Source organism: Alishewanella tabrizica, assembly GCF_014652375.1.
In the GTDB taxonomy this organism is placed as follows: Bacteria; Pseudomonadota; Gammaproteobacteria; order Enterobacterales; family Alteromonadaceae; genus Alishewanella; species Alishewanella tabrizica.
In genome coordinates, this window is sequence record NZ_BMYR01000011.1 from 119640 (window position 1) to 144195 (window position 24556).

The 24556-nt window shown below is 46.5% G+C and carries 22 protein-coding genes; 9 read left to right on the forward strand and 13 right to left on the reverse strand.

From position 1 onward, the window contains the following. Positions 1–13: 13 nt before the first annotated feature. Together IE070_RS13505 and gloA2 are read left to right on the forward strand one after the other, a co-directional pair. Positions 14–988, forward strand: coding sequence for a tetratricopeptide repeat protein (locus tag IE070_RS13505; protein ID WP_189483723.1), 975 nt, complete (start codon positions 14–16; stop codon positions 986–988). After that, the gene (gloA2, locus tag IE070_RS13510) at positions 988–1383 is read left to right on the forward strand and encodes an SMU1112c/YaeR family gloxylase I-like metalloprotein (RefSeq protein WP_189483724.1); all 396 of its coding nucleotides are present in this window, start codon (positions 988–990) and stop codon (positions 1381–1383) included. The genes IE070_RS13505 and gloA2 overlap by 1 nt, the downstream gene beginning before the upstream one ends. 116 nt (positions 1384–1499) lie before the next feature. Here gloA2 and ppc read toward each other — a convergent pair whose 3' ends face one another. Beyond that, a complete protein-coding gene (gene ppc / locus IE070_RS13515) occupies positions 1500–4130 on the reverse strand; it encodes a phosphoenolpyruvate carboxylase (RefSeq protein ID WP_189483725.1) in 2631 nt (876 codons plus the stop codon). 244 nt (positions 4131–4374) lie between these two features. Between ppc and IE070_RS13520 the strand changes: the two genes are divergently transcribed. Then, positions 4375–5079, forward strand: coding sequence for a VC0807 family protein (locus IE070_RS13520; RefSeq protein WP_189483726.1), 705 nt, complete (start codon positions 4375–4377; stop codon positions 5077–5079). 92 nt (positions 5080–5171) lie between these two features. Here the strand turns inward: IE070_RS13520 and IE070_RS13525 are convergent, their stop codons facing one another. The 3 genes from IE070_RS13525 to IE070_RS13535 all read right to left on the reverse strand — a co-directional run bounded on the left by IE070_RS13525 (position 5172) and on the right by IE070_RS13535 (position 10487). After that, a complete protein-coding gene (locus IE070_RS13525) occupies positions 5172–6008 on the reverse strand; it encodes an ion transporter (RefSeq protein WP_189483727.1) in 837 nt (278 codons plus the stop codon). A gap of 135 nt (positions 6009–6143) precedes the next feature. Then, positions 6144–8960 carry a TonB-dependent receptor gene (locus tag IE070_RS13530; RefSeq protein WP_229797070.1) on the reverse strand — a complete coding sequence of 939 codons (2817 nt, stop codon included), beginning with the start codon at positions 8958–8960 and terminating at the stop codon, positions 6144–6146. Positions 8961–9317: 357 nt separating this feature from the next. Then, positions 9318–10487 carry a cystathionine beta-lyase gene (locus IE070_RS13535; protein ID WP_189483728.1) on the reverse strand — a complete coding sequence of 390 codons (1170 nt, stop codon included), beginning with the start codon at positions 10485–10487 and terminating at the stop codon, positions 9318–9320. Between the two features lie 164 nt (positions 10488–10651). Here IE070_RS13535 and IE070_RS13540 point away from each other — a divergent pair, with 164 nt between their 5' ends. Continuing rightward, positions 10652–13141, forward strand: a complete 2490-nt coding sequence (locus IE070_RS13540) for a TonB-dependent receptor plug domain-containing protein (protein ID WP_189483729.1) — start codon at positions 10652–10654, stop codon at positions 13139–13141. 56 nt (positions 13142–13197) lie between these two features. Here IE070_RS13540 and IE070_RS13545 read toward each other — a convergent pair whose 3' ends face one another. Further along, positions 13198–13968: an EAL domain-containing protein gene (locus tag IE070_RS13545; protein WP_189483730.1), complete on the reverse strand. Its 771-nt coding sequence runs from the start codon at positions 13966–13968 to the stop codon at positions 13198–13200. A gap of 406 nt (positions 13969–14374) precedes the next feature. Here IE070_RS13545 and ubiD point away from each other — a divergent pair, with 406 nt between their 5' ends. From ubiD to fre, 3 genes are read left to right on the forward strand one after another with little or no spacing between them, the layout of a single operon-like run. Continuing rightward, entirely contained in the window at positions 14375–15859 is a 1485-nt protein-coding gene (gene ubiD, locus IE070_RS13550; RefSeq protein WP_189483731.1) for a 4-hydroxy-3-polyprenylbenzoate decarboxylase, read from the forward strand. Beyond that, entirely contained in the window at positions 15856–16134 is a 279-nt protein-coding gene (locus tag IE070_RS13555; RefSeq protein ID WP_189483732.1) for a 2Fe-2S iron-sulfur cluster-binding protein, read from the forward strand. Before ubiD ends, IE070_RS13555 begins: the two co-directional genes overlap by 4 nt. Before the next feature lie 23 nt (positions 16135–16157). Continuing rightward, positions 16158–16865 (forward strand): NAD(P)H-flavin reductase, encoded by a 708-nt coding sequence (gene fre / locus IE070_RS13560; protein WP_189483733.1) that lies wholly within the window; start codon positions 16158–16160, stop codon positions 16863–16865. Here the strand turns inward: fre and IE070_RS13565 are convergent. Next, positions 16862–18226 carry a hypothetical protein gene (locus IE070_RS13565; protein WP_189483734.1) on the reverse strand — a complete coding sequence of 455 codons (1365 nt, stop codon included), beginning with the start codon at positions 18224–18226 and terminating at the stop codon, positions 16862–16864. The two genes, fre and IE070_RS13565, sit on opposite strands and share 4 nt — an antisense overlap. A gap of 265 nt (positions 18227–18491) precedes the next feature. Here IE070_RS13565 and IE070_RS13570 point away from each other — a divergent pair, with 265 nt between their 5' ends. Beyond that, complete coding sequence (locus tag IE070_RS13570) at positions 18492–18899, forward strand: acyl-CoA thioesterase (protein ID WP_189483735.1); 408 nt, start codon at positions 18492–18494, stop codon at positions 18897–18899. Positions 18900–18936: 37 nt separating this feature from the next. Here IE070_RS13570 and IE070_RS13575 read toward each other — a convergent pair whose 3' ends face one another. The 7 genes from IE070_RS13575 to cyaY are packed head-to-tail and all read right to left on the reverse strand — an operon-like array spanning position 18937 to position 24306. Beyond that, on the reverse strand, positions 18937–19452 hold the full coding sequence (locus tag IE070_RS13575; RefSeq protein WP_189483736.1) for a DNA-deoxyinosine glycosylase: 516 nt from the start codon (positions 19450–19452) through the stop codon (positions 18937–18939). Further along, positions 19446–20525 carry a heme biosynthesis HemY N-terminal domain-containing protein gene (locus IE070_RS13580; RefSeq protein ID WP_189483737.1) on the reverse strand — a complete coding sequence of 360 codons (1080 nt, stop codon included), beginning with the start codon at positions 20523–20525 and terminating at the stop codon, positions 19446–19448. Before IE070_RS13580 ends, IE070_RS13575 begins: the two co-directional genes overlap by 7 nt. Further along, positions 20518–21633, reverse strand: coding sequence for a uroporphyrinogen-III C-methyltransferase (locus IE070_RS13585; protein ID WP_189483738.1), 1116 nt, complete (start codon positions 21631–21633; stop codon positions 20518–20520). The genes IE070_RS13580 and IE070_RS13585 overlap by 8 nt, the downstream gene beginning before the upstream one ends. Next, positions 21630–22364 carry a uroporphyrinogen-III synthase gene (locus IE070_RS13590; RefSeq protein ID WP_189483739.1) on the reverse strand — a complete coding sequence of 245 codons (735 nt, stop codon included), beginning with the start codon at positions 22362–22364 and terminating at the stop codon, positions 21630–21632. Before IE070_RS13590 ends, IE070_RS13585 begins: the two co-directional genes overlap by 4 nt. 8 nt (positions 22365–22372) lie before the next feature. Next, positions 22373–23299, reverse strand: coding sequence for a hydroxymethylbilane synthase (gene hemC, locus IE070_RS13595; protein ID WP_189483740.1), 927 nt, complete (start codon positions 23297–23299; stop codon positions 22373–22375). A gap of 4 nt (positions 23300–23303) precedes the next feature. Then, positions 23304–23984 carry an alpha/beta hydrolase gene (locus tag IE070_RS13600; RefSeq protein WP_189483741.1) on the reverse strand — a complete coding sequence of 227 codons (681 nt, stop codon included), beginning with the start codon at positions 23982–23984 and terminating at the stop codon, positions 23304–23306. Position 23985: 1 nt separating this feature from the next. Then, positions 23986–24306 (reverse strand): iron donor protein CyaY, encoded by a 321-nt coding sequence (cyaY, locus tag IE070_RS13605; protein ID WP_189483742.1) that lies wholly within the window; start codon positions 24304–24306, stop codon positions 23986–23988. A gap of 73 nt (positions 24307–24379) precedes the next feature. Here cyaY and lptM point away from each other — a divergent pair, with 73 nt between their 5' ends. Further along, positions 24380–24553 (forward strand): LPS translocon maturation chaperone LptM, encoded by a 174-nt coding sequence (gene lptM / locus IE070_RS13610; protein WP_189483743.1) that lies wholly within the window; start codon positions 24380–24382, stop codon positions 24551–24553. The last annotated feature ends 3 nt before the right edge of the window (positions 24554–24556 follow it).

A 24556-nucleotide genomic window follows, 5' to 3' on the forward strand; every position in this document is an offset into this window, starting at 1 on the left:
CACAAGGAAGGCTATGCAACGTTTTATTGCTTTATTACTGCTCGGCGTAAGTTATCACTCCGTAGCCACAACGGCGCTAGAGCAACAAGTCGAGACACTTTTTCAACAGAAAGCCTATGACGATGTTAAAGCACTTATTGCCCCTCAGGTTAATAATAAAACCAAAGATGCGTTTTTATTAGCCACATTAGGCCGCAGTGAGTTGGCACTGGGTAATGCAACAGCAGCGGAAAAATGGCTTGCCAAAGCCGTAAAAGCCGATGCGGCTAACGCAAAATACCAATTTTGGTATGGCCGTGCCAGCTGTGATTCGGCACAGCAAGCCAATATGCTCAGTGCCCTCGGTTTTGCTAAACGCTGTGTCAACGCCTTTGAGCAAGCGCATCAATTAGCACCCGAGAATGCAGTTTACCTTGAAGCATTGGCGAAATATTATGCGCAAGCGCCTGGCGTGGCAGGTGGCGATAAAGACAAAGCGATGGCACTGAGCAAAACCTTACAGCAAGTCGAGCCACTTAAAGGCCACTTGCTAGAATTAGAATTGCTATTACAACAAGATCAAACCGAAGCAGCCAAAGCCTTAATAGATCAAGTCCCGGCCTTACAAAACCGGCCTGAACCCTATTTTATGCACGGGGTAAAATTGGCACAAAGCCGCGATTACGCAGGCGCAGTGCAGCAGTTTGTTCACGCCAGCAAACAAGACGCCATTGATACAGAGGCAAAACGCAGTCGTTTATTAGCTCTGTACCAGCTAGGGCGTGCAACTGTACTGGCTAAAACCGACTATCCACAAGGGATTGATGCATTACAACGCTTTTTAGCCGACGAAGAAACCTTGCCTGAATTTAACGAGTGGGCGCAGTTTCGTCTTGCGCAACTGTATTTAGCCACGGAGCAACGTCCAGCAGCAGAAACATTGCTTTCGGCACTGCAAAACAGCACCAAAGATAACACCTTAAAAACCGAAATTAAGAAAATATACTAATGCCAAGACCGTATTTTCAGGGCATTCATCATGTGGCATTAATTGTCAGTGATTATGCCCGCAGTAAACACTTCTATAGCGAAATGCTTGGCTTGCGCATTATAGCTGAGCATTACCGCGAGGCCCGTCAATCGTGGAAACTGGATTTGCAATTACCCGACGGCAGCCAATTGGAATTGTTTAGTTTTCCGGATGCCCCCTCCCGACCCAGCCGACCCGAAGCGCAAGGATTACGCCATCTGGCTTTTGCTGTAACCGATTTAGAACACTGGATCAGCTATTTGCAACAACAGCATGTCGCCACCGAAGCCATTCGTGTTGATGAGTACACAGGCAAGCGCTTTACTTTTTTTCAGGATCCAGATGGCCTACCCTTAGAGCTATATCAGCGTTAATCACTATCGAAGGGACCAAACAATAAACGCGCTAGCTTATACCTCCACCTGTAGCGCCTTGAAGACAAAAAACCGGCAAAGTATGCCGGTTTTTTTGGTGATACATTCGAGCGGCCTTAACCCGAATTTCGCATCCCCGCAGCAATACCAGCAATAGTCACCATTAAAGCTCGATTGCTTTGATCATTAATGCTATCGGGATGCTGCCGTGCGCGCTTTAACAGCTCGACTTGTAAGATATGTAGCGGATCAACGTAAGTATTACGCAACATTATCGATTCGCGGATCCACCCCTCTTTTGCCATTAGGGTATCACTGTGAATTAACTGCAGTAATAAAGCGCGATCTGCGGCAAGTTGCTGCCGTAATTGCTCGCCTAAACCTTGTAATTCGGCAGGGACTAACACCTTGTCATAATAGGCTGAGATTTCAATGTCGGCCTTTAAAAAGACCATTTCTAACATGGATAACCGCGTTGCAAAAAATGGCCATTGCTGCTGCATTTCATCAAGTAGCGCCCCATTATGTTCAGCGACGGCTTTGGCTAAGGCATTACCCGCACCTAACCAAGCCGGCAGCATTAAACGGTTTTGCGACCAAGCAAAAATCCACGGGATCGCGCGTAAGCTCTCTACCCCACCGGTCGGATTACGCTTGGCTGGACGACTGCCCAAGGGTAATTTACCCAATTCTTGTTCGGGGGTTGCGGCGCGGAAATAAGGTACAAAGGCTTTATTGTGCCGCACCACTGCACGATATGCGTCGCAAGAATCTGCTGCTAATTGCGTCATTAGCGTGCGCCAGCTCGCTTTAGGTACGGGCGGCGGCAGTAACATGCCTTCGAGAACCGCACTGGCATATAGCGCCAAGCTGCGTACTGCCAAAGCAGGTAAACCAAACTTAAAACGAATCATCTCGCCCTGTTCAGTGACGCGCAGACCTCCTGCCAGTGAACCCGGCGGTTGCGATAAGATTGCCGCATGGGCAGGACCACCGCCACGGCCGATAGTACCGCCACGACCATGAAATAATGTTAGTTTAACGCCGTAGTCATTACTGAGCTTAACTAGGGCTTCTTGTGCACTGTATTGTGCCCAGGCGGCAGCTAGTACTCCAGCATCTTTAGCCGAATCAGAATAGCCAATCATGACTTCCTGACGGCCATTAATGTAACCACGATACCAATCAATACTGAGCAACTGCCGCATGCACTCTGGCGCATGTTGTAAATCACTCAGGGTTTCAAATAACGGTGCAACAGGCATGGGAAAACTGATGCCCGCTTCTTTTAATAGGAGTTGTACCGCGAGCACATCAGATGGTTTGCCTGCCATCGAGATCACATAGGTGCTAAGGGCTTCACTACCATGCCTAGCGACGATGTCGCACGTATCCAACACTTCTTGTACATCTGCCGAAGGCTGCCAACTTTTTGGAAATAACGGTCGCTTATTCGCCAGCTCACGTAATAAAAACGCCTGCCGATCGCTTTCGGTCCAAGCACCATAGTCACCCAATCCCAAGTAACGCGTCAGCTCGGCAAATACTTGAGCGTGGCGAGCGGCATCTTGTCGTACATCTAGTTTCAACAAAGTTAAGCCAAACGTATAGGCCCGACGAATGGTATCGGTTAAACGTCCACGCGCAATTAACTGCATGCCGCTGGCTAATAACGACTCGTAGCACAATAACAATGGCTCGAGCAGTTGTTGATTATGCCAAATAAGATCAAAAGGCCGCTGTAACCGATCATGTTTTAACGCTTCGGTTAACCAATCACGCTTTTGTATTAACTGCTGCCGTAGCTTATTCAATACCGCGCGATAAGGCTCAGAGGCCTGCTCACTCGCCGCGATTAGCTCAGCAGATCCACTGTTCATCGACAATTCTGTAGACAACAAATCTAAATCACGAATAAATAAATCGGCGGGTTTCCAACGACTAAGCAAGAGCACTTGACGGGTAACTTTAGCGGTTACAAAAGGATTACCATCCCGATCGCCGCCCATCCAAGAAGAAAAACGCACCGGCGCAGCATCCAAGGGTAAGCCGGAGCCAAGTGCAGTATTCAGATCGGCATCTAATTCACGTAAAAAATCGGGTACAGCCTGCCACAGGGAGCTTTCGATCACCGCAAAACCCGATTTTGCCTCGTCTACTGGTGTAGGTCGCTGCTCTCGGATCTCATTAGTGTGCCATGCTTGGCTAATTAACTCGGTTAAACGCAATTGCAATTGCTGACGTTGCCATGGCGTGTGTTGCTGCTCCAGTTGCGCCAAGCAACCGGCAATTTCACTCAACTTGTGGATCAGAGTACGTCGCGCCACTTCGGTCGGGTGCGCGGTTAAGACTAATTCAATGGAAAGATCGCGCACAGCCTGATTAATGTCACCTTTCTGTAACGCGGCATCTTTTAAGCGTTGAAACAGCTCGGTTAATGGCTCTGGTTTTTCTATACTTTGGCGGCCCGCTTGACTCACACTAAAATGCTGCTCAGCTAAATTGGCTAAGTTTAAAAACTGAGCAAAGGCACGCGCTACAGGTAACAATTCATCATCGCTTAACGCCGTTAATACCTGACGTAATTGCTCCGCTTGCTTGCTATCGCCTTGCCGTGCTTCTTTAGATAATTGCCGAATTTGTTCAACCCGCTGCAGCACCGCATCACCCAAATGTTGGCGTAATGTCTCACCCAACTCAGTCCCCAACAACCCGACATTTGCCCTTAGGGCGGCGTATTGCTCCATACTTGTGCTCCGCTGCTCATTGAATAGACACACACCCTAGCCTGTTCTGCGTTGGTACTCAACTATGATTGCTTACCAACTGAGCAACATTATTCTTAGGCCGATCTGATTAACGCGCTTAGAATAGAAGTCTATGTAGTGGAAATGCGTGTAAGAGAAGTAAGTGTCACATAGGCACTGGCACCCTGCTTGCGATATACTCGGTTACGCAGAACGTTAATCTATGTAGTTGTGGAATAAAACGATGACAAGCACCAGCAACCAACCCAAAAAATCCAGTGGCTTACTCAGTAACTTGCTGATAAACGTAGTGATCCCTGCCATTATCCTCAGTAAATTTAGTGGCGAACATCAATTAGGCCCGGTGTGGGGGCTCGTTGTGGCACTGGCGTTTCCCGTATGTTTTGGTGTATGGGAATTAAAACACGCCGGAAAAGTCAATTTCTTCTCTGTGTTAGGCGTGATTAGTGTCCTGCTCACAGGCGGAATCGCATTATTGCAATTAGATGCAAAATACATTGCCATTAAGGAAGCGGCGATCCCTGGTGCTATTGGTGTGGCGGTTTTAATTAGCCAATATACGCGCTACCCTTTAGTTAAAAAGTTTATCTTAAATGGTGAGCTGTTAGACAACGCTAAACTGTATGCCGAACTAGAACAACAACAAAACACCGTCGCCTTTGAGAAAAAATTAGCCCAAGCAGGGTATTTAGTCGCCGCCTCGTTTTTTCTTTCCTCCTTATTAAACTATGTGCTGGCCAAAGTGATCTTAGTTAGCCCACCAGGCACCACAGCATTTAATGAAGAACTGGGTAAAATGACCTGGCTCAGTTATCCCGTTATCGTATTACCCAGCATGGCGATGTTGTTTTTCGCTATCTGGTTTATTTTTAGTAGTATTAGTAAGTTAACCGGAAAAGAACTCGATAGTTTTATGCACACGCCCTAACACCAAGGTAACACTGTGAAAGCAGTGAACACTGGCAATGGCTCGCGATACGCGGTTTATCGTTTCATCGTATAAACCGCGCAGTTCCCACCTTATTCCTTATTATGCGACGGCAATTGTGCTCTTAATGCCGCTAATTCAGCTTGTAATTGCTGCATTTGTAACAATAAATCTTGCTGTACTTGTGCTTTTGCATCGATTTCGTCTTTATGTTCTTCTTCATTCATACTTTGCACTGCGTTGACAATCACCGCAATAAACAGATTTAGCATCGTGAAAGTCGCTATAAGAATAAACGGTACGAAGAAAGCCCATGCATAAGGGAATTGTTCCATAACAGGCCGCGAAATCCCCATTGACCAACTCTCTAGCGTCATTACTTGGAACAAGGTATATAAGGTTGCCCCCAAGCTACCAAACCATTCTGGAAATGCCTGACCAAATAACTTAGTGGCCATAACGGCAGAAACGTAATACACCAAGCCGAGCACCATAGCGATGGAGACCATGCCATTAAGTGATTTTACTAACGCCCCAACAATTTTTTTCATAGACGGTACAAAGGTCAACACCCGCAATACACGTAGTACACGTAACGCCCGCAACACAGCAAAAGGCCCACTTGCTGGCACTAATGCAATGGCCACCACAGCAAAATCAAATAAGCTCCAGGCATCTTTAAAAAATGCCAAACGGTAGGCATAAATTCGTAGTGCAATTTCGATAACAAAGATCCATAAAATAATGCGATCTAAGGCTAAAATAGGGCCCGACGCCACCGCCATAATCTCTGCAGAGGTTTCTAAACCTAATAACACCGCATTAATTAAAATTAAGGTTAATAAGGTGCGCTGCACCCAAGATCGTGCCAACCAATTAACAACGTTTGTTTGCAGCCCTGGTGATGCGACAACGGTTACTTCACTCATCTTACGTACTCCAAAAATTGATGGCGCCATTGTAGAAGAACGGTTAAACAGATCAATGCATGCATGAGAAAGACCCATAAAAAAACCCGACATTTACGTCGGGTTTTGCGCTGGTCTCTTTTGCACGCCTATGGCTTAAAAAGCATACGATAGACTGGTGTAGTAAAAACGACCAATATTGTTATACAAACCGGTTTCGGCTGTGGTACCGGTAGTAACACCCGGCAAATCACGGTTAAACACATTGTCCATGCCTAACGCCAGTTTAATGCCATTGGCGAAGTCATATCCAAGGCGAATATCGGTTACGACATAACTACCATACTGCATGATATCGCTAGGATCTGGATTTATCGCCAGTGATTGCGACGTAAACAGTGATACCGCATCGATATAGCGTGTTTTCACGCCGGCCGACCACGCATCGTACCGGTAATTCACCGTTAAATTCGCTTGCCATGTCGCGTCACCCACCACGCCAGCATTTTCAATAAACTCATTTGGAAAATCTTGGAATGAGAAGGTTTTACGTGATTCTAACCAAGTACCAATAAGTTTGGTATTAAAGCGCCCACCTAAACCGTCTAAATCGTACCCGAGTTCAACATCGACACCGCTGGCCGTTTGTGCTGCCACGTTTTGGACAACAGACGTAATACGCTGTAAGGTTTGCGCTACTGGATCACGCTGCACTAAATTACAGAACTGTGTATTTGGGCCGCTGGCGGAATCTACACAACGGTTTAAAATATTTTGCGCGCTGATAGCTGCTATAGCATCATCAATTTCAATAGACCAATAATCAGCAGTAACACTAAAACCACGAATAAATTCTGGTTGATACACAAATCCCACTGTGTAGCTGTCTGATTTCTCAGCACGTAAATTAGGATTACCGCCGCTAACCCCCTCAACAGTAGAAGGCGGATTATTTAATGGGAAATCAGGTGCGATGCCAATAGCGGCACAATTGTTAACGCGCGTTTGATTCTGTCTTTCTGTTGTAGCACAGGGATCGATCACACTAAAAAACGTCTGATTTTGCGGGCCAAATAACTCGCTAATATTCGGTGCGCGTAACGCTTCTGAATAGGTTGCACGTACACGTAGTGCGTTGTTAATCGTCCAATCTAAACCGGTCTTCCAACTTGTAGCCTCACCAATGGTGCTGTACTTGGCATAACGCACGGCGGCATCAAAGGCTAAATCTTGAATTAAGGGTAAATCTGCCAGCAAGGGAATAGACACTTCAGTGAAGGCCTCTTTTACATCAAACTCACCCCGCATATATTGCAGTGAGTTTAAGAACGTTGCACCGGTAGCGGCGAAACGATCAGGCACTGATTCACTTCGCTCTTTGCGATATTCTACGCCCGCAGAAAACCCCACATAGCCAGCGGGTAATTCGAATACACTGCTATTATTGATACTGCCGTTAACAACCGTTTGCGTAATGGTGCTATGGCTGTATGACGTGGTGTTAAACCAATCACGTGCAGCCTGATTAATCGCATTATCGCCAAACAAACTGGTTGGCACGCAGCCAAAAGCGCGTGCAGTGGTATCACGACATACAATGTCACCGTTATCCAGAGCAATGGCATCTACAGATTGTGCAAAGTTAGTCCGCATTAAATTGTTGTAATTCACCTGTTCTAAGGTCGTCTCACCATGAGTAAGATAACTCTCAAATCCCCAATCAGCGGATAACTCCCCCTCAGCGCCAATCACAAAACGTGATGTCGTGCGGGTATTTTGTTCAAATCGCCGCCCAGCATCTTTTTGAAAGCGATGGATACGGATCGTTTCTAAGCCATTGGCATCCATCAAAGCGGCCATACTGTCGTCTAAAAAAGCGTTATCGCGCGCGATGCCAATTGCCGTGCGATATTCAAAAAACGAAGGTTGACCTTCATTGCTGCCCTTACTGCGAACATATTTGCCTTCGGCAAACAGGTTGATGCTATCGGTTAAATCGAAATTTGCTTTCATGTTCACGTTTTGGCGATTAAAGCCAGGCTGTAAATCTTGGTATTCACGCAGATTTAAGAATTCACAATTGCTGCAGTGCTCAATATTGCCGTATGTCGTACCCAGGTTTTGCAAACGTACGCTGCCATCTGGATTAAAAATATACCAATCGCCATTTAACAAAAAGTTTCCGGCGGTTGCGCTATCATACCAACCGGCGTTCGCTACAGTAATGCGATCAGGAATACCGTCATTGATAAAGACACCGTCGCTATTGCGGAAGTCACCGTTTGCTGGATTGGCAACCGCCATGTAAGACGTTCGCGTTAAACGTCTCTGCGTGGCATTCATGCCATCTTGCCCTGCATACTCCGCCGCTATCGCAACATTGCCACGCCCACCGGCAAAGTTAGTACCAAATGACAAGGAGACCTTTTGATTTTCATATGGATTATCGTCGGCATAACCTTTACTAGCTTGTAAATCAAAGCCTTGAATGTCTTTTTTCAGTTTAAAATTGACTACGCCTGTCACGGCATCCGCACCGTACACAGCGGAAGCGCCGCCAGTAATGATCTCAACAGAGTCTAACCAAGCGGTAGGAATACTATTGGTGTCTACTGCAGCAGAACCTGCGCTACTGGCAACATGACGGCGACCATCAACTAACACCAGAGTGCGTGAAGCCCCCATGCTACGCAAATCTAATAAACTTAACCCTGCTGTACCAATAGAGCGCCCTGCGTTTGCTAATGAAAATGTTGCGGCTAACGAAGGTAACGTGTTCAACACTTCACCAATGTTCATGGCACCCGTTTCAACTAAATCGCGTCCTGAAATGACCGTAACCGGTGAAGGCGCTATGGCCCCTTCGCGAAGAATACGTGAACCTGTAACTTGAATGCGCTCTGGCACGCCATCTACTACAGCCGCTTGTGCTTGTGCCGAAACCGGGCTGACTGCCGCTACAGCAACAGCCACCAAACTCTATTGACCTAACGCCAATGAGGAAAAACGCTCAGACATAGTAACTCCTGATAAAAGCAGCCAGCAGGTGGCCAAAGCAAAGTCATCACCTATTCGTGGCGCGATAACCTTAAGAGGGGCGGCATTGTATGGATCTGCAGCTAAATCACCAGCAGAAATTGCTTAAAACTTACCGATTGATGAATAGTTATTCAACTCTGGAGCATGCAATAAACAATCTGAACAAAGTTTAAACGCATGACGAGGCAATAAAAGTGAGGATTAAAGCAGCTCACAGCAAAACTGCAAGCTAACTTATTTTATGATGAACTGCGTTAACACAGCCCATAACAGCATAATAATTCACAAAGGTTAGCGCATAGCAAACCGCGCAAAAGCCTGCGCTAAATCATCGATTAAATCGTCTGGATTTTCTAACCCAATATGTAAGCGGATCAGTGGCCCCGAATAAGGCCAAGACGTTACGGTACGTAGTGCTTGTACATTCATGGTAGCTGTAATTAAGCTTTCATAACCGCCCCACGAAAAGCCCATTTTAAAATGCTGCATGCCTTCAATAAACGCTTGTACCTGCTCGCTACTACCTTGTTTTAATATAAAAGAAAATAAGCCGTTACTGCCGCTAAAATCGCGCCGAAAAAACGCATGTCCAGGGCTGTCTTCAAACGCTGGATGACGAATGGCCTCTACCTCGGGCCGCGCGGCTAACCACTTGGCAATGATTAAGGCATTTTGCTCATGCTGCTTTAAACGTACGCTCAATGTGCGCAAGCCTCGCGATGCAGCATAAACATCGTCTGCAGAAGCACAATAGCCTAATAAGTAACTGTGTTCCCGTAATGTAGGCCAGCATGCGCTAGTGGCCGTAGCCGTGCCCAACATGACATCAGAGTGCCCGATGATATATTTTGTCGCGGCTTGAATAGCAATATCCACCCCCAGTTCAAAAGGCCGACATAAGATTGGCGACGCCCAAGTGTTATCTAAAATAGTAATAATATTGTGTGCTTTGGCAACCTGACAAATCGCTGGAATATCCTGTACTTCCATAGTGAGTGAGCCCGGCGACTCTAAAAAAATGACTTTGGTATTTGGCTGGATAAGCTGCTCTATCTCGGCGCCCACCATAGGATCATAATAAGTAGTGGTAATGCCTAACCCTGCCAGTATTTTATCGCATAATCCTCGGGTGGGCTCATAGGCGGTATCCACCATTAACAAATGATCGCCTTGCTTTAAAAAAGACAAGAGCGCACCACTAATGGCTGCCGCCCCGCAGGGATATAATGCACATCCGGCACCGCCTTCTAGTTCACACATGGCCTCTTGAAAAGCAAAATGCGTTTGTGTACCCCGTCGACCATAAAAGGGAACACGGTTTCCACGTTGTTTTGTCGCGTCTTTCAGCTCTTGCATAGTGTCAAAAACAATAGTCGAGGCCCGCACTAAAGGTGGATTTACCGCACTGCCTGTCCACTTTTTACTGCGACCTGCATGGATAAGTTGAGTCTCTTTTTTCATGACGCCCCTCGATTTAAATGATCATTGTTACCAAGACTTCTGGAAGTCTGCCAGAGACTATGCCATAGTCAAAGGGCAATTATAAAATCTTTAATTGTTTTACTGGCCCAGGACCAGGTTGTTAGAGTGATTGCTTTAATAAAAATAATGAGGAGATATTTTCTATGCGCAGCTTCAAGCCAAACCCGCTCGCACTGGCCGTGGCCTTAACACTGCTAACCCCTGTAGCTTTTGCACAGGAAGACACGACCGATGAAAAAGCGGAAAAAATCGAACAAATTGTCGTCACCGGTACCCGGGTTGCAGGACGTTCTGTTTCCGACACAGCTGTGCCAATTGATATTGTGAGTGCAGAAAGTCTTCAGCGCTCAGGCTCAACAGAATTAAACCAAGTGTTATCTACCGCGTTGCCTTCGTTTAACTTTCCTCGTCCAGGCCTTACCGATGGCACAGATACGGTACGTCCGGCTACATTACGTGGTTTAGGGCCAGATCAATCCTTAGTTTTAGTTAACTCTAAGCGTCGCCATGCCGCTGCACTGGTTAACGTTAACGGCTCTGTTGGCCGAGGCTCTTCTGCTGTTGACTTAAATACGATTCCCACTGCAGCCATTAGTTCGGTTGAAGTATTACGGGATGGCGCTTCTGCGCAATATGGCTCTGACGCGATTGCCGGCGTGCTAAATTTACGGTTAAGAGAAGCCAGCGAGGGTGGCAACTTTACGTCATCCTATGGTTGGCGCGACAGTACATACAGTACACCTACCACACCCACACCTGCAGGTGCCACTTGGAGTGCTCCTGCTGTAATCGAGCGCAGCCGCACTGACGGTGAAACCTTAACATTAAGTGGTTGGCGCGGGTTTGATTTAGGTAGCAATGCGTTTTTAACAATTTCAGCAGAATATAAAGATGCCGAAAAAACGGAACGTGGTGGCTACGATTTCCGCCAACAGTATCCGCTAGTTAATGGCCAATTTGATCCACGCGAGACTTTATTTAATCGTTTTAATGCGTGGTATGGTGAACCGGAATTAGAGCAAGTCACCCTGTTTGCCAATGCGGGGAAAACCCTAGATAACGGTAAAGTCTATGCTTGGTTGAGTTATCAAAATCGTGAAGCCCGCTCAGGCGGCTTTTATCGCCCAGCTAACGATGCCCGTAACGTTATTGAAATTTATCCAGATGGTTTCTTGCCCATCATTGCGCCTGATGTAACGGATGCCAGCGCGGCTGTAGGTTATGAATTTGATGTTGGCGAGTGGACCATCGATACCTCCTTGGTTTGGGGTCAAAACCGCATGGCCTTCACCATCGAAAATACACTAAACCGCTCAATTGGACCTAGCAGCAAAACAGAATTTGATGCAGGCGGTTACCGTTATGGTCAAGCGGTGTTTAATGCCTCGGGTGTACGTTCATTTAATGTTGCCGCACTCGCCTCTCCACTGAACGTAGCCACAGGTATTGAATTACGTCGCGAGCGCTACAGCATTTTTGCCGGTGAGCCAGATTCGTGGCGTAACGGCGGCGTCTTGATAAACGGTAATCCAACCGCATCCGGCGCACAGGTATTCCCTGGCTTCCGGCCTTCAAATGAAGTAAGAGAAACCCGGCGAGCTATCGGTGCCTTCCTTGACCTTGAAGCCAACTTAACCGATAACATGCTGGGGTCTGTTGCGCTACGCGCAGAAGACTATTCTGACTTTGGTAGCAATTTGACCGGTAAAGCGGCTTTACGTTACGATTTTACCGATACTTTTGCTATCAGGGGCTCGTTACAAAACGGCTTTAGAGCGCCTTCGTTACAGCAACAAAACTTTACGGCAACCTCAACCAACTTTATTAATGGTATCCCGTTTGATATTACGACCTTCCCAGTCAGTGATCCGGTGGCTCAAGCGTTAGGTGCTAAAGCGTTAGACGCTGAGAAATCTGTTAACTACTCTCTGGGTACGGTGTTTAGAGTAGGTGGCGTATCAATTACCGTTGATGGTTATCGTATCGATATCGAAGATCGTATTGTACTGTCGGAAAACCTTACACAAGTTAACGTGAGGAATTTTTTAACCTCGCAGGGCTTTATTGGTATAGGTGGCGGTCGCTTCTTTATCAACGGCGTTGATACCGAAACACAAGGCGTTGATGTGGTAATTAACTGGTCATTACCAACCGATAACCTTGGTTTGTTCGATTTTACCTTAGTAGGTAACTATAACGAGACAAAAGTAACGGCGTTACCGACAACATCGCAATTGTCAGCACTTAACCCCGCACCAACCTTGTTTGGTCGGGTTAACGTACTAACATTTGAGAAAGGCACGCCCAAAGATAAAATTGGTGCGACCGTTAACTGGAGTTATGACAATTTGAGCGCAACGTTGAAAGCGACACGGTATGGCGAGGTGTTAACACCTGGCACAACCGCCGCGACCGACTTTGTTCTCACGCCAAAAACGTTGGTGGACTTAGAGGCACGTTATGAGTTTAACGATAGTTGGACAGTGGCTTTTGGTGCAGATAACATTTTTGATCAGTATCCTGACGCGTTTCCGATCAACTTGAATACTACAGGCGCAACGTCATTCTCTAACTATTCTCCCTTCGGTCGTTCTGGGCGTTTAGTGTATGGCCGTGTCTCGTATAACTTCTAATCGCTAGCTTTGTACTAACGGTTAAAATGAAAAGTGCGCCATTACGGCGCACTTTTTTAAACGAGGCCGTTTATTTCCGACAACGGCGTTAGCCTTTCTAACTCCGGCTTCGCAAAATAATACCCTTGTAAATATCGAATACCTATAGAGGTTAGGTAATCACACTCTTCACGCGTTTCAACCCCTTCAGCAAGCACACGAGTACCTTGTAACTCACATTGCTCTATGGTTTTGCAGACAATATGCTGCTTAGCCCGGTTAAGATGGATATTACGAATAAGCTGCATATCTAACTTTAAAATGTTTGGTTTTAATTCAATTAACCAATCTAACGTGGCATACCCTGAACCGTAATCATCGATTGCTGTTTTAAAGCCACGCTTAGCATAGCTGCGAAAAATGCGGTTTAAGTGTTCCTTATCAGGAATTTGCTCGCCTTCGGTGACTTCAAAAACGAGTTTGTTTAAATCAAACCCGTATAAATCGGCCGCTTCAATCGTGGCCTTAATACAGGTTTCAGGGTTATAGACAGCATTGGGTAAAAAGTTAATATTAAGAAACGTTTTACAGCCCAACTTAGCTGCCGTTTCAATCGCTTTTACCCGACAAGCCTGATCAAAGTAATACTTGTTTTGTTCATTTATACGCGCAAATACCCAGCCCGCGCCCTCGCCTGCAGGGCCACGCACGAGTGCTTCATAGGCTATAATGTCTTTCGTTTGCCAATCAAGGATAGGTTGAAACGCCATCCGAATTTGAAACCCTAAATCTTGGCCACTTAAGCAATCACTGCAAGTTTGCTGCTTTACTGATTCTGGGAAATGCATCAACAAGACCTCAATGCGGGTTAATAACCTACTTGTATCAAAAAAGCGCCGTAAAAGCTCTTATTTTTAAAATTACCTGACCGAGAGCCAAATCTGATCATGAGATGATGTCGTAGCGCCCGCTCAGAGCTAACGTAAAAGCTCATCCAAATAGCTTAAGCCGGCATGTGATAATGTGCAAAAGCGACAAGGCGAATGGCGTTAAATGTACGAGCAACACCCAATTGGACGATTTATTACAGAAAATATTAACCTTTTCTAACAAGAGCTTCGTATGTAGCGATGTAGATAAAAGGCAAAAATAGATAGGCAAGGTGCTCTAGCACAACACTGGCAGCGCTAGCTTAGAAATGTATAATAGTGAATACTCTTCTTGGTAAAACCAAGCGGCCTTAAAAGGTACAGCATGAAATACAAAGATTTACGGGATTTTATCCAACAATTAGAAAAACGTGGTGAATTGGTGCGCATTAAGCAGGCTATTGACCCGGTTTTGGAAATGACAGAGATCGCCGATAGAACGCTTCGCGCAGGAGGTCCCGCCCTATTGTTTGAAAATCCCAAAGGCTCATCTATCCCCGTACTAGCCAACTTATTTGGTACTCCACAACGTGTCGCGCTGGGAATGGGGCAAGAAGATGTTGCCGCGCTGCGTGAAGTGGGAAAGCTTTTAGCTTTTTTAAAAGAACCGGAACCACCAAAAGGTTTAAAAGACGCTTTTAGTAAATTGCCTATTTTTAAGCAAGTACTGAACATGTCGGTGAAACAGGTGAAGAAAGCCGTTTGCCAACAAATTGTGTTGAGCGGCGATCAGGTTGATCTTACGCAACTGCCGGTGATGACGTGCTGGCCTGGTGATGCAGCCCCATTGATTACCTGGGGGCTTACCGTGACCAAAGGCCCGCATAAAGAACGGCAAAATTTAGGCATTTATCGCCAGCAAGTATTAGGTAAAAACAAACTCATTATGCGCTGGTTATCACACCGTGGCGGTGCGCTCGACTTTTTTGAGTGGCAAAAAGCACATCCCGGTGAGCGCTTTCCCGTTTCAGTTGCGCTAGGTGCTGATCCCGCAACCATTTTAGGCGCTGTAACCCCCGTACCTGATACCCTGTCAGAATATGGTTTTGCTGGGTTGCTACGCGGTGATAATACCGAGGTAGTAAAATGCATCAGTAATGATTTGCAAGTTCCTGCTAACGCGGAGTTTGTATTAGAGGGCTATATTGAACCGGGTGAAATGGCTCCCGAAGGCCCCTATGGTGATCATACTGGGTATTACAATGAAGTTGATGATTTTCCGGTGTTTACCGTTACTCATATTACGCATCGCCAAGATCCTATCTACCATAGTACCTATACCGGACGTCCGCCAGATGAACCCGCTATTCTGGGCGTCGCCTTAAACGAAGTATTTGTACCTATTTTGCAAAAGCAATTTCCAGAAATTACCGACTTCTATTTGCCGCCTGAAGGCTGTTCATATCGACTTGCTGTGGTCACGATGAAAAAGCAATATCCTGGTCATGCTAAACGCGTAATGATGGGAGTTTGGTCGTTTTTACGGCAATTTATGTACACCAAGTTTGTTATTGTCTGTGATGACGATATCAATGCCCGTGATTGGCAAGATGTCATTTGGGCGATTACCACCCGGATGGATCCTGCTCGAGATACTACCTTAGTAGAAAATACCCCCATTGATTATTTGGACTTTGCCTCGCCTGTATCAGGTTTGGGTTCAAAAATGGGTATGGATGCAACCAACAAATGGCCTGGCGAAACAACTCGGGAATGGGGAGAGCCTATTGTGATGTCTGATGAAATCAAACAGCGCATTGATACGCTTTGGCCAAGCTTGGGCATTCCTTTACCAGAGAAAAGCAAATGAGTTATCTCGTTACGGTGCTACCCGCTAAACTGCAATTCTCGGTTGCACAAAACGAGACGATTTTGCAGGCAGCGCTGCGCCAAGGCATTGATTTTCCATATCGCTGCCAACAAGGGGTATGTACCAGTTGTGTCTGTAAACTACGGCAAGGCACGGTCGATTATACCCCGCCTAGTCCGCTGACTGAACTTGATCAACAACAAGGTTTTGTTTATTGTTGCTTGGCCTTTGCACGCTCAGATTTAGAGCTGCATCATCCTTTTATTCGCGGCTAATCGCTGCTTAACATGAGACGTTTATGAACGCTATTGCCTGTCGGGTTGTTGCTATTGAATCATTAACCCCTGTTGTCAATAAAGTACTGCTCGCGCCAGCTGAGCCGGTATCTTTTATTGCTGGTCAGTATTTACAACTTTGCCTCACCCCAACGGATAAACGTCCTTTCTCTATTGCTAGTACACCGGCAGACACTTTGCTGGAGTTACATATCGGCACGCCAGCTGGCGATAGTTGGTCCAGTGCCGCGATGAACCATATACAGCATCATCACAGTACAAATACCTCGATTATGGTTGAAGTAGGCTTAGGTCAAGCGCAATGGCGCCAGCACAGTGAGCGTCCGATTATCCTTCTTGCGGGGGGGACGGGTTTTTCGTATGTGCATAGTATCGCGATGGCGATAGCTGCAGCAAACTACGATAAACCGGTTTTTTTATACTGGGGTGTTCGTCATGAGGAAGCGCTTTATTATGCTACAAAGCTTAAGCAGTGGGCAGACACGCATTCGACTTTCCACTTTATCCCTGTGGTTCAGGAACCGAATGCCTCTTGGACGGGTAAAATCGGATTAGTGCATCAAGCCGTGTTAGATGATTTTAGCTCGCTCGACACTTACGATATCTATATGGCGGGTCCCTTTGCCATGGCAGGTGTTGCCAGAGAGGCATTTGCCGCGCAAGGCGGGCATCGTGAACACATGTTCGCCGATGCCTTTGCCTATATTTAATTCATCGCTACAGACACCGCTAATGCGTCTATCAGCTCTGCTGCAGGTTTGTACCCTGCAGCCTTAGCCTGTTGTAATAACGCAGCCCCTTCCACCTGCTCTCCATCTAATATCAAGCGCGCGCCATGCCAAGCCGTTGCAACCGCATCTTGCTGCTGTATCAAATAAAATTGCCAATCTTCGCGCTGTGCCCCAAGAATACGTTGCGCTCTACGATCACCGTTAACTGCAGCTTTTTTCCACCAATAGTTTGCTGTAAGACTAGGATGTACCGGTACATATTGCTTAATAATAATCCCATCTCGTTTACTGATCCGGCTAAAAGAACGACTTTGATTAATATTATTAGTTAATTCGAATATCCCAGCCTCAGCCCCTCGAATTTTGATACCAAGCACTTTTTCTGGCTCGGGTTGTTTTAAACCATTAACATCCAACAGCCGCACAATTTCTCCCTCAGGATTCGTTTGTACACTCACTTCGCCTTCAAAGGACGGTATCGACACGTCTAACTTTTTAGTGTCAAACCATGCGGAAAGATCGGGTACTGATTCTGACTCTACTAAAGACGGTTCCACATAAACTAATGCCCCTGAGACCATAGAGATAAGATTCAGCACACTGCCTAACATCTCTTGATGCCGGCCTGATCCTAATTGTGCATATTGCCACAGGTTTTTATGCCCAATAACTTGATTTGCAGAGCGTGCATCCATGGCGCCTTTTACCCAAAAATTGAGCTGAATCGACATCAAATGCGGCTTACCTGTTGCCTCGTATTGCCAACGGCGCATAGCTCTAAAGGTATACGAATTGAAAACATCTTCTGGAAAACCATCTACGGCATCAACAACCTGAACACGGCCATTACCATCCACTAAATACTGAAGGACGATATACCCAAAAGGATGTTGCCGTGACACCTCATCTGGAATATCAGGCATGGGTGTATTTACAGCAGCAGGCGCTTGCTCACGACTAAACCGATAAGGTCTGGCATCTTGTTTAATCACCGTTGCGGCAAACGCTTTCGCTGCGATGTCTTCAGCTGCCGTACGTTGCGTGGAAGTGGCCTCAGCATAAACACGTTTTACGATATCACTGGCTTGGGGATGCTCAAGTTTCTCGGCAAGCAAAAAATAGGATAATGCGGCTTCAAGATCGGTATCTTGGCCTTCACCATAATAGGCCATCACTCCCAAATTAAATGCGGCTTCAGCATTTCCTAGCGGTAACAACGCGGTAAACCCTGCTCTGGCTTCAGGGTATTTCTTGTCTTCGTACGCTTGTATGGCCTTAAGCCAGTCAGCCTGAAGTGAAAACGTGAACATCAGTAAACAGGCAAGAAACAATCTTCTCATCTTATATCCTTAACATTATTGTTTTTTCCTTACGACACACTCACAGCACTATATAGAGATCAGAACACCATACTCATCATAAAAAAAAGACTTTAGTATGCATTCAAGTATTTATGCTTTACATAGTTTACTGCAATAGATTTGTAGGTTTTTTGTCACAAATTTATAGTAGCAAGTTTATGTAATTGGTCAATTTATATTCTGGCACTCGCTGATTCACTGTGCGAAAATAGGAGTAATTACACTAAAACTTAGGAAAAGATTTATGTTACATAAAACGCTGATTAAAGTTCGTGGTTATCATTTAGATATTTATCAGCATGTTAATAACGCGCGCTATCTTGAGTTTTTAGAAGAAGCGCGCTGGGGCTACCTAGAAGATAGCGGTGATATCGAGTGGTTTGCTAAACATGGTTTGGCGTGGGTTATTGTAAATATCAATATTAATTATCGTGTCGCCGCAACGATGGGCCATACCTTAGAGGTTACAACACGCTTCAGTCAGATTGGTGGTAAAAGCGCGGTTGTGGCGCAAGAAGTTCGTATTGCTGGCAGTGACGCTGTTGCCGCCGATGCGCAAGTTACGTTCGTTTGTTTAGATCAAAAAACCGGGAAAGCCGTCGCTATTGATGGCGAACTGCGCCAGCGTTTAGCACAACATCTTAGCGAGTAAACCTTAACTTTACACTGTACGTTAACGAGCTGCCTAATCAGCAGCCGAGAGTGCAAGATGTCGGTTTAATTTGCTGCCATAACGCTAACTTTTTATAAAACGGCATAGCAGCATACGCAGGGCTGGTCGAGGGCAAAGCCATTAATCGTGGCACAGGTAACGTAAGATGAGGCATGACATGCTTCTGAAAACTTTGTGCGGCTTTACCCCCGTTTAAAGCAACGAGGCTAATATGCGGGTGGGCCGCAAAAAAGCGGTGAAAATCATTCGGCTGCTCGTTACGAATAGCACTATCAAGGCTGCCCTCACGCTCACAGTATGCCAAGACATCCCATAGCGCGACACCATGCGCAGTTAACTGCTGTAAGCGAAGTGGATAAGGTAAATCAGCAGCAAAACCATATAACGAAGCCATAATCGGCCAAAAGGCATTACGTGGGTGCGCATAGTATTGCTGCTGTGCCAGTGATTCAGCGCCGGGCATACTGCCTAAAATCAGCACCTTGGCATTGGCATGGGCAACCGGTGCTAGACTTTGGAGCAGTTTTAGCACAGTTCAGGTTGATATTGTTTTACTTTTTGCCATGCCATCGCCGCCTGCTCGCGATCGCCTTCTTGCTCCGCTAGGTAGGCAAGCACGGCAAAAAGATAACCATTGGTTGGATTATCACGCAACCAATGTTGTACCGCTTTACGCAACTTCAACACCGAGCGCCCTAATGGGATCTGCCGTAAATAAGGCCATGCGGCAGGTAACTCACCTAAGGTTAATATTTGCACAAGCTTTTGTTCAGCCTGTTCAGATAATCCCGCTTGTGCGTCAGCCCAAGCAACACCTAACATAGCGGCTGAAGATTTACGCTCTTTGGTTGGTAATGTTTGCCAGTAATCGGCTTCTGCGCTAAACCCTTGCGGCATACTTAAATGGGCTATCGCACGGGGATACATGGCAAACCGCTGCTGGGGCCACTCTGCTTTTGAAAACCATTGTTGTTGTAACGCTAATGGGATGGTGTGTAATAGCTGACGCCATTGGCCGGCCTGCTGCAGGGCCTGTAGGTATAGCTGCCCTAGGGCCTTATCACGATTTGTCGCATTCACATGCGAAGCCAGCAACTGACACGCTTGTCCAGGCTGCCCCTGCTGCAATAATAAATCGGCTTGCACAAAGGCACTATTACTGTCTGTCGTATCTAGCGTTATTGCCAGTGTAGTAGCTTGCTGACTATTGCCCGCATACAAACTTGCATAACTGGCTAACATGCGCTTTTCGTTAAGATATTGCCCATCTTGTAACGATAATTGCAATTGCTCACTGGCCAATTGCCATTGCTGTCTGGCATACGCCTGTAAACCGCTGGCGAATGCAGCTCTGGCTTTGCGTTGACGTCTCCCCCGTAAAAAACTGAATGATTTATGCTGCCAACGCGCCAGCTTTTTCACCATAAAATAGAGTGTGAAAACGATAATAGCCAAGACAAATAATGCCAATACCAATCCAAGCAACGTCATTTCGATGGTATAACCAGCAACCACTATTTTTATATAGCCTGGATTGTTAATCAGCAGCGGCCCACCTAACATGGCTAAAATTAAGATAGCCGTTAATGCTAACAGCTTACTCATATAAGGCCTCCTGTAAGATGGCCAATTGGCGCTCTAACTGCGGCAAGCTCTGCATTACGGGTATTGTAGGGGCATTGGCAAAAGCATCAGCCAGTGTAACTAAATGCGTGCTGAGTTGTTGCACTGCTGGAGTATCAGCCACAAAATAACGTTGTAAAAGATCCGCTGCGCGCTGTAATGCGACGTTAAATACCTCTGGCTGTTGTTGTAACAATGCCATTTCAGCCAGCATCAATTGTTGTTGCAAACTTAACTGAATGCTAAGTTGCTGCTCTGCAGTTAGGCTTATAACGTCATCGGGAAGCGTTGCGCGAATCTGAAACAACGCGCTCCAAGTCTGGTGCCAAAAAGCGGCCACATTTTGGCGCCAGTTCGCCAATTCAGCATCCGGCTCAGGCAGAGTAAGTAACTGCTGTGGCTGTTGTTTTACGGGTAAAGACGCGATTTGCAAGCGCATTTGTCCCAGCTGTAAATGCATTCGATGTTTATCTGGTAGGTTCAGGCCGTTTAGCGCAGCTAAATCTGCAGTAATAGCCTGTCTTACTGGCAATAACGCTGGGTTATTTACCTCTGCTAATTGCTTGTCCGCCGCAGTTAATAACGCTATTGCACTGTTTATGTCTTGTTGTAACACAAGGTTTTGGCTAGCACGTACCAATAAAAACCGAACTTCCATTAACACCCAATGTTGTGGCGGCGCACTCTCTGCCTGCTGAATTTGCTGCCTTAAAGCGTGCACCTGCAGCATGAATTGCTCTGTATACTGTTGTTGTGACGCCGTTTGTTGTTGTTGCCAACGCATAATTTCTTGTTGTTGTGCCGCAATGGCGTCTGTCTGTTGTTGAGTGGCAACCTGGACTAACTGCTGCATCTGTTGCTCGGCATTTTGCTGACTACGTATATGTTGAACTTGCTGAGCGTGTAACTGCTGCCATTGAGGCCAAAGTAACCAGCCCGCGACACTTATCGCCGCAGTTAAGAGAAAAACCACAATCAAAGCAAACCATGCAACAGCATTACTCTGTGTTACTGGTTGATCTAACTCAGCGTTAAGCGCAGCAAGCGGCGCATCGGCCTCTGTGGTAGTTGCTTGAAATTGTTCACTCATAACCTTTCCTTATTAAACTGCTTTATCGCTGCCAGCAAATCATCGTCATTAGCACTTTTAGCTAAGTGAATATGCTGCGGTACAATACCTAAGGCCAGTGCGCTATCACGTGCTCTGGGACTGACGAGGATCCACTGTTGTTGACAAAGCCACACTTGCTGCTCAACAGGCACTAAATCGAAAATTCGTTGTAATATTTCATTGCTGGTCGCGACTATGCAGCTAATGTGTTGTTGCCATTGCCAACATAATTGTTGGCCATCTAGAGGCAATGGATTACGGCTGTAACTTTGCACATAGCGCACTGAGGCACCGCGTTGTAACAACGTATGCTTGATTAATTCTCGCCCGGCGTTGCCTCTTACCACCACAATACGCTTACCTGTCACATTTTGTAACTCTGGCAGCGCAAGTAAACCTTCACTGCGCTGATCCGTAGGCACCTGAACGTGACGCCCAGTCCAGCGAACTAAGGCCGCTGCCGTGGTTTCACCGACCGCCAACAAAGGTGCAGATAGATCAGCTGCTGACATTTGTTGTTCTAAGGCATTCACTGCACTCACACTCACAAAAATCACAAGCTCGGCTTGGTGTAACGCTTTAACGTCTCGTGCTTTAAGTTGCACCATTTGCGTGGTAATTACCGGTTGATAAAGATACGCAATATCTTGGCTATCGAGTGCTTCGAGTAAATGATCGGCTTTACCGGCAGGACGCGTAATTAAAAACATAATGTCTGTTAGTGGCCCTGATAAACCGCAGTTAGAATATCACCCGCACCCGCCGCCAGTAGCCGCTCTGCTAATTGCTGCCCGAGCTGCTCGGCCTGAGTTGCCGGTCCGCTAAGCTCGTCGCGAATAATCTGTTGGCCATCCAAAGAGCCAACCAAACCTCTAAGCCGCAATACGTCACCCTCTTGCTCAGCAAACGCGCCGATAGGAACTTGGCAGCCGCCTTGGAGACGACGATTCATCGCCCTCTCGGCTAATACCCTATTACGCGTGGTACTGTGCTCTAGTGGTGCTAATAGCGCTTGAACCACGGGATCATCACTGCGGCATTCAATGCCCACTGCGCCCTGGCCATTAGCGGGCAAGCTCTCGGCTATCGGTAAATAACTGGCAATACGATGGACAAAACCCAAGCGGATTAAGCCTGCTGCAGCCAGTATAATGGCGGCAAATTCACCATTATCCAGCTTACTTAAACGCGTGTTCACATTACCGCGCAAATCACGTACGTGTAAATCTGGCCGCAACGCTTTTATTTGACACTGGCGGCGTAAACTAGACGTCCCCACAACGGCTCCCAAAGGCAGCTCAGCTAAGGTATCAAACTGGTTAGACACAAAGGCATCGCGCGGATCTTCACGCTCACAAATGGTGCTAAGCATTAACCCTGCTGGAAACTCGACCGGTACATCTTTCATACTATGTACCGCGATATCCGCACGCCCTTCTAAAATAGCGGTTTCAAGCTCTTTAACAAACAAGCCCTTACCACCAATTTTTGCCAGTGGCGTATCCAAAATTTTATCGCCTTGGGTTGACATAGGGACTAACTCAACCTGCAATTGCGGATGATGCTTTAGTAATTCAGCTTTCACAAATTCCGCTTGCCAAAGCGCCAGCGCGCTTTTGCGCGTAGCAATACGAATACGTTGCATAATATTATTCCTCCGTCTGAGCCGGCAGCTTGCTTTGGATAAAACGGCTAATTTCATCCACTTCTTGCGCACACACACTATGCGGCATGCGGTAATCACGCCAACTGACATTAAAGCCTGCAGCTTTATAGGTATGGTAAGCGTGTTGGCCTGCGGCTAATGGCACAACCGGATCTTGGGTACCGTGAGCGATAAATACTGGGGTGTTTTTATTGATGGTTAATTGTTCTGCTGCCAGTTTTTCTGGGCATGCCATGTAGGTTGATAACGCCATAAAACCGGCTAACTTATAGGTCAATCGTGGCAGTAAATGTAAGGTGATCACACCACCCTGACTAAAACCGGCCAGTATGATACGTTCACTGGGTATACCTTCGCTAATGAGCTTATCTAACAAGGCGGTAACCGCTTCCGCTGATTGCCTAACGCCTGCTTCATCAGCACGATTGGTTAGATCCATGGTCTTAATATCGTACCAGGCTCGCATCCGCATGCCGCCGTTAATCGTTACCGGGATCTCAGGGGCATGGGGAAATAAAAAGCGAATACCCGCATTAGCCGGTAAGCGTAACTCTGACACAATTGGTGCAAAGCCATGCCCTGAATCGCCTAAGCCATGCAACCAAACAACAGCAGCTTTTACCGGGCCTTGAGCTGGAACATCAACAAAAGGAAGTAACGCCATATTATTGTGGTCCTAAAACAACGACTGCACCTGCTTGTTTTGACGCTGCGTCATTAAGCAATTGCCAAAATTCCGTGCCAGTGCGGTTATCAATCCATTGCCCATCGCGCCATTCAAAATGATGACCATTAAATTTGGTGGCGACCCATAATTGTTGCAAAGGTGGCTGCTTGTTAATAATTATCTTGCTGCGATCAGGGAAGGTAATCGCCAATAAACCACCATTAGACTCATAATCCAGATCAAGCTCTTGCTGCTCGATGCCTTCTTCTACTGCCAGTAACATTTGATCCGTTAATTCATCATATTCTAGATCATTCATCTGCTTCACCTGTTTGCTTTTACTGCTAAGGATGCGATTATAGAGCGTCAATTAATTAATGAAATAAAAAACCATGCACGCTCAGCGAATTTCACGCTCGTTATGCCTGCTGCTTAGCGGGCTTTTATGCACTGCACTACTCAGCGCGTGTGGCCAGAAAGGGCCGCTTACCATACCACAGCCAAAGCCGGAAGTGTCAGCGCCACAACCGCAAAAGATAACTGAACCAACCGAACAGCAAGGGTGATAA

Coding starts and splice junctions, on each gene's coding strand:
- IE070_RS13545 (WP_189483730.1), bottom strand. CDS start 13,968: ATGCATTTCCCAGAATCAGTAAAGCAGCAAACTTGCAGTGATTGCTTA.
- IE070_RS13505 (WP_189483723.1), top strand. CDS start 14: ATGCAACGTTTTATTGCTTTATTACTGCTCGGCGTAAGTTATCACTCC.
- cyaY (WP_189483742.1), bottom strand. CDS start 24,306: ATGAATGATCTAGAATATGATGAATTAACGGATCAAATGTTACTGGCA.
- IE070_RS13555 (WP_189483732.1), top strand. CDS start 15,856: ATGAGTTATCTCGTTACGGTGCTACCCGCTAAACTGCAATTCTCGGTT.
- gloA2 (WP_189483724.1), top strand. CDS start 988: ATGCCAAGACCGTATTTTCAGGGCATTCATCATGTGGCATTAATTGTC.
- IE070_RS13565 (WP_189483734.1), bottom strand. CDS start 18,226: ATGAGAAGATTGTTTCTTGCCTGTTTACTGATGTTCACGTTTTCACTT.
- IE070_RS13580 (WP_189483737.1), bottom strand. CDS start 20,525: ATGAGTAAGCTGTTAGCATTAACGGCTATCTTAATTTTAGCCATGTTA.
- fre (WP_189483733.1), top strand. CDS start 16,158: ATGAACGCTATTGCCTGTCGGGTTGTTGCTATTGAATCATTAACCCCT.
- IE070_RS13535 (WP_189483728.1), bottom strand. CDS start 10,487: ATGAAAAAAGAGACTCAACTTATCCATGCAGGTCGCAGTAAAAAGTGG.
- IE070_RS13585 (WP_189483738.1), bottom strand. CDS start 21,633: ATGAGTGAACAATTTCAAGCAACTACCACAGAGGCCGATGCGCCGCTT.
- ppc (WP_189483725.1), bottom strand. CDS start 4,130: ATGGAGCAATACGCCGCCCTAAGGGCAAATGTCGGGTTGTTGGGGACT.
- IE070_RS13525 (WP_189483727.1), bottom strand. CDS start 6,008: ATGAGTGAAGTAACCGTTGTCGCATCACCAGGGCTGCAAACAAACGTT.
- IE070_RS13570 (WP_189483735.1), top strand. CDS start 18,492: ATGTTACATAAAACGCTGATTAAAGTTCGTGGTTATCATTTAGATATT.
- IE070_RS13540 (WP_189483729.1), top strand. CDS start 10,652: ATGCGCAGCTTCAAGCCAAACCCGCTCGCACTGGCCGTGGCCTTAACA.
- hemC (WP_189483740.1), bottom strand. CDS start 23,299: ATGCAACGTATTCGTATTGCTACGCGCAAAAGCGCGCTGGCGCTTTGG.
- IE070_RS13590 (WP_189483739.1), bottom strand. CDS start 22,364: ATGTTTTTAATTACGCGTCCTGCCGGTAAAGCCGATCATTTACTCGAA.
- IE070_RS13520 (WP_189483726.1), top strand. CDS start 4,375: ATGACAAGCACCAGCAACCAACCCAAAAAATCCAGTGGCTTACTCAGT.
- lptM (WP_189483743.1), top strand. CDS start 24,380: ATGCACGCTCAGCGAATTTCACGCTCGTTATGCCTGCTGCTTAGCGGG.
- IE070_RS13600 (WP_189483741.1), bottom strand. CDS start 23,984: ATGGCGTTACTTCCTTTTGTTGATGTTCCAGCTCAAGGCCCGGTAAAA.
- ubiD (WP_189483731.1), top strand. CDS start 14,375: ATGAAATACAAAGATTTACGGGATTTTATCCAACAATTAGAAAAACGT.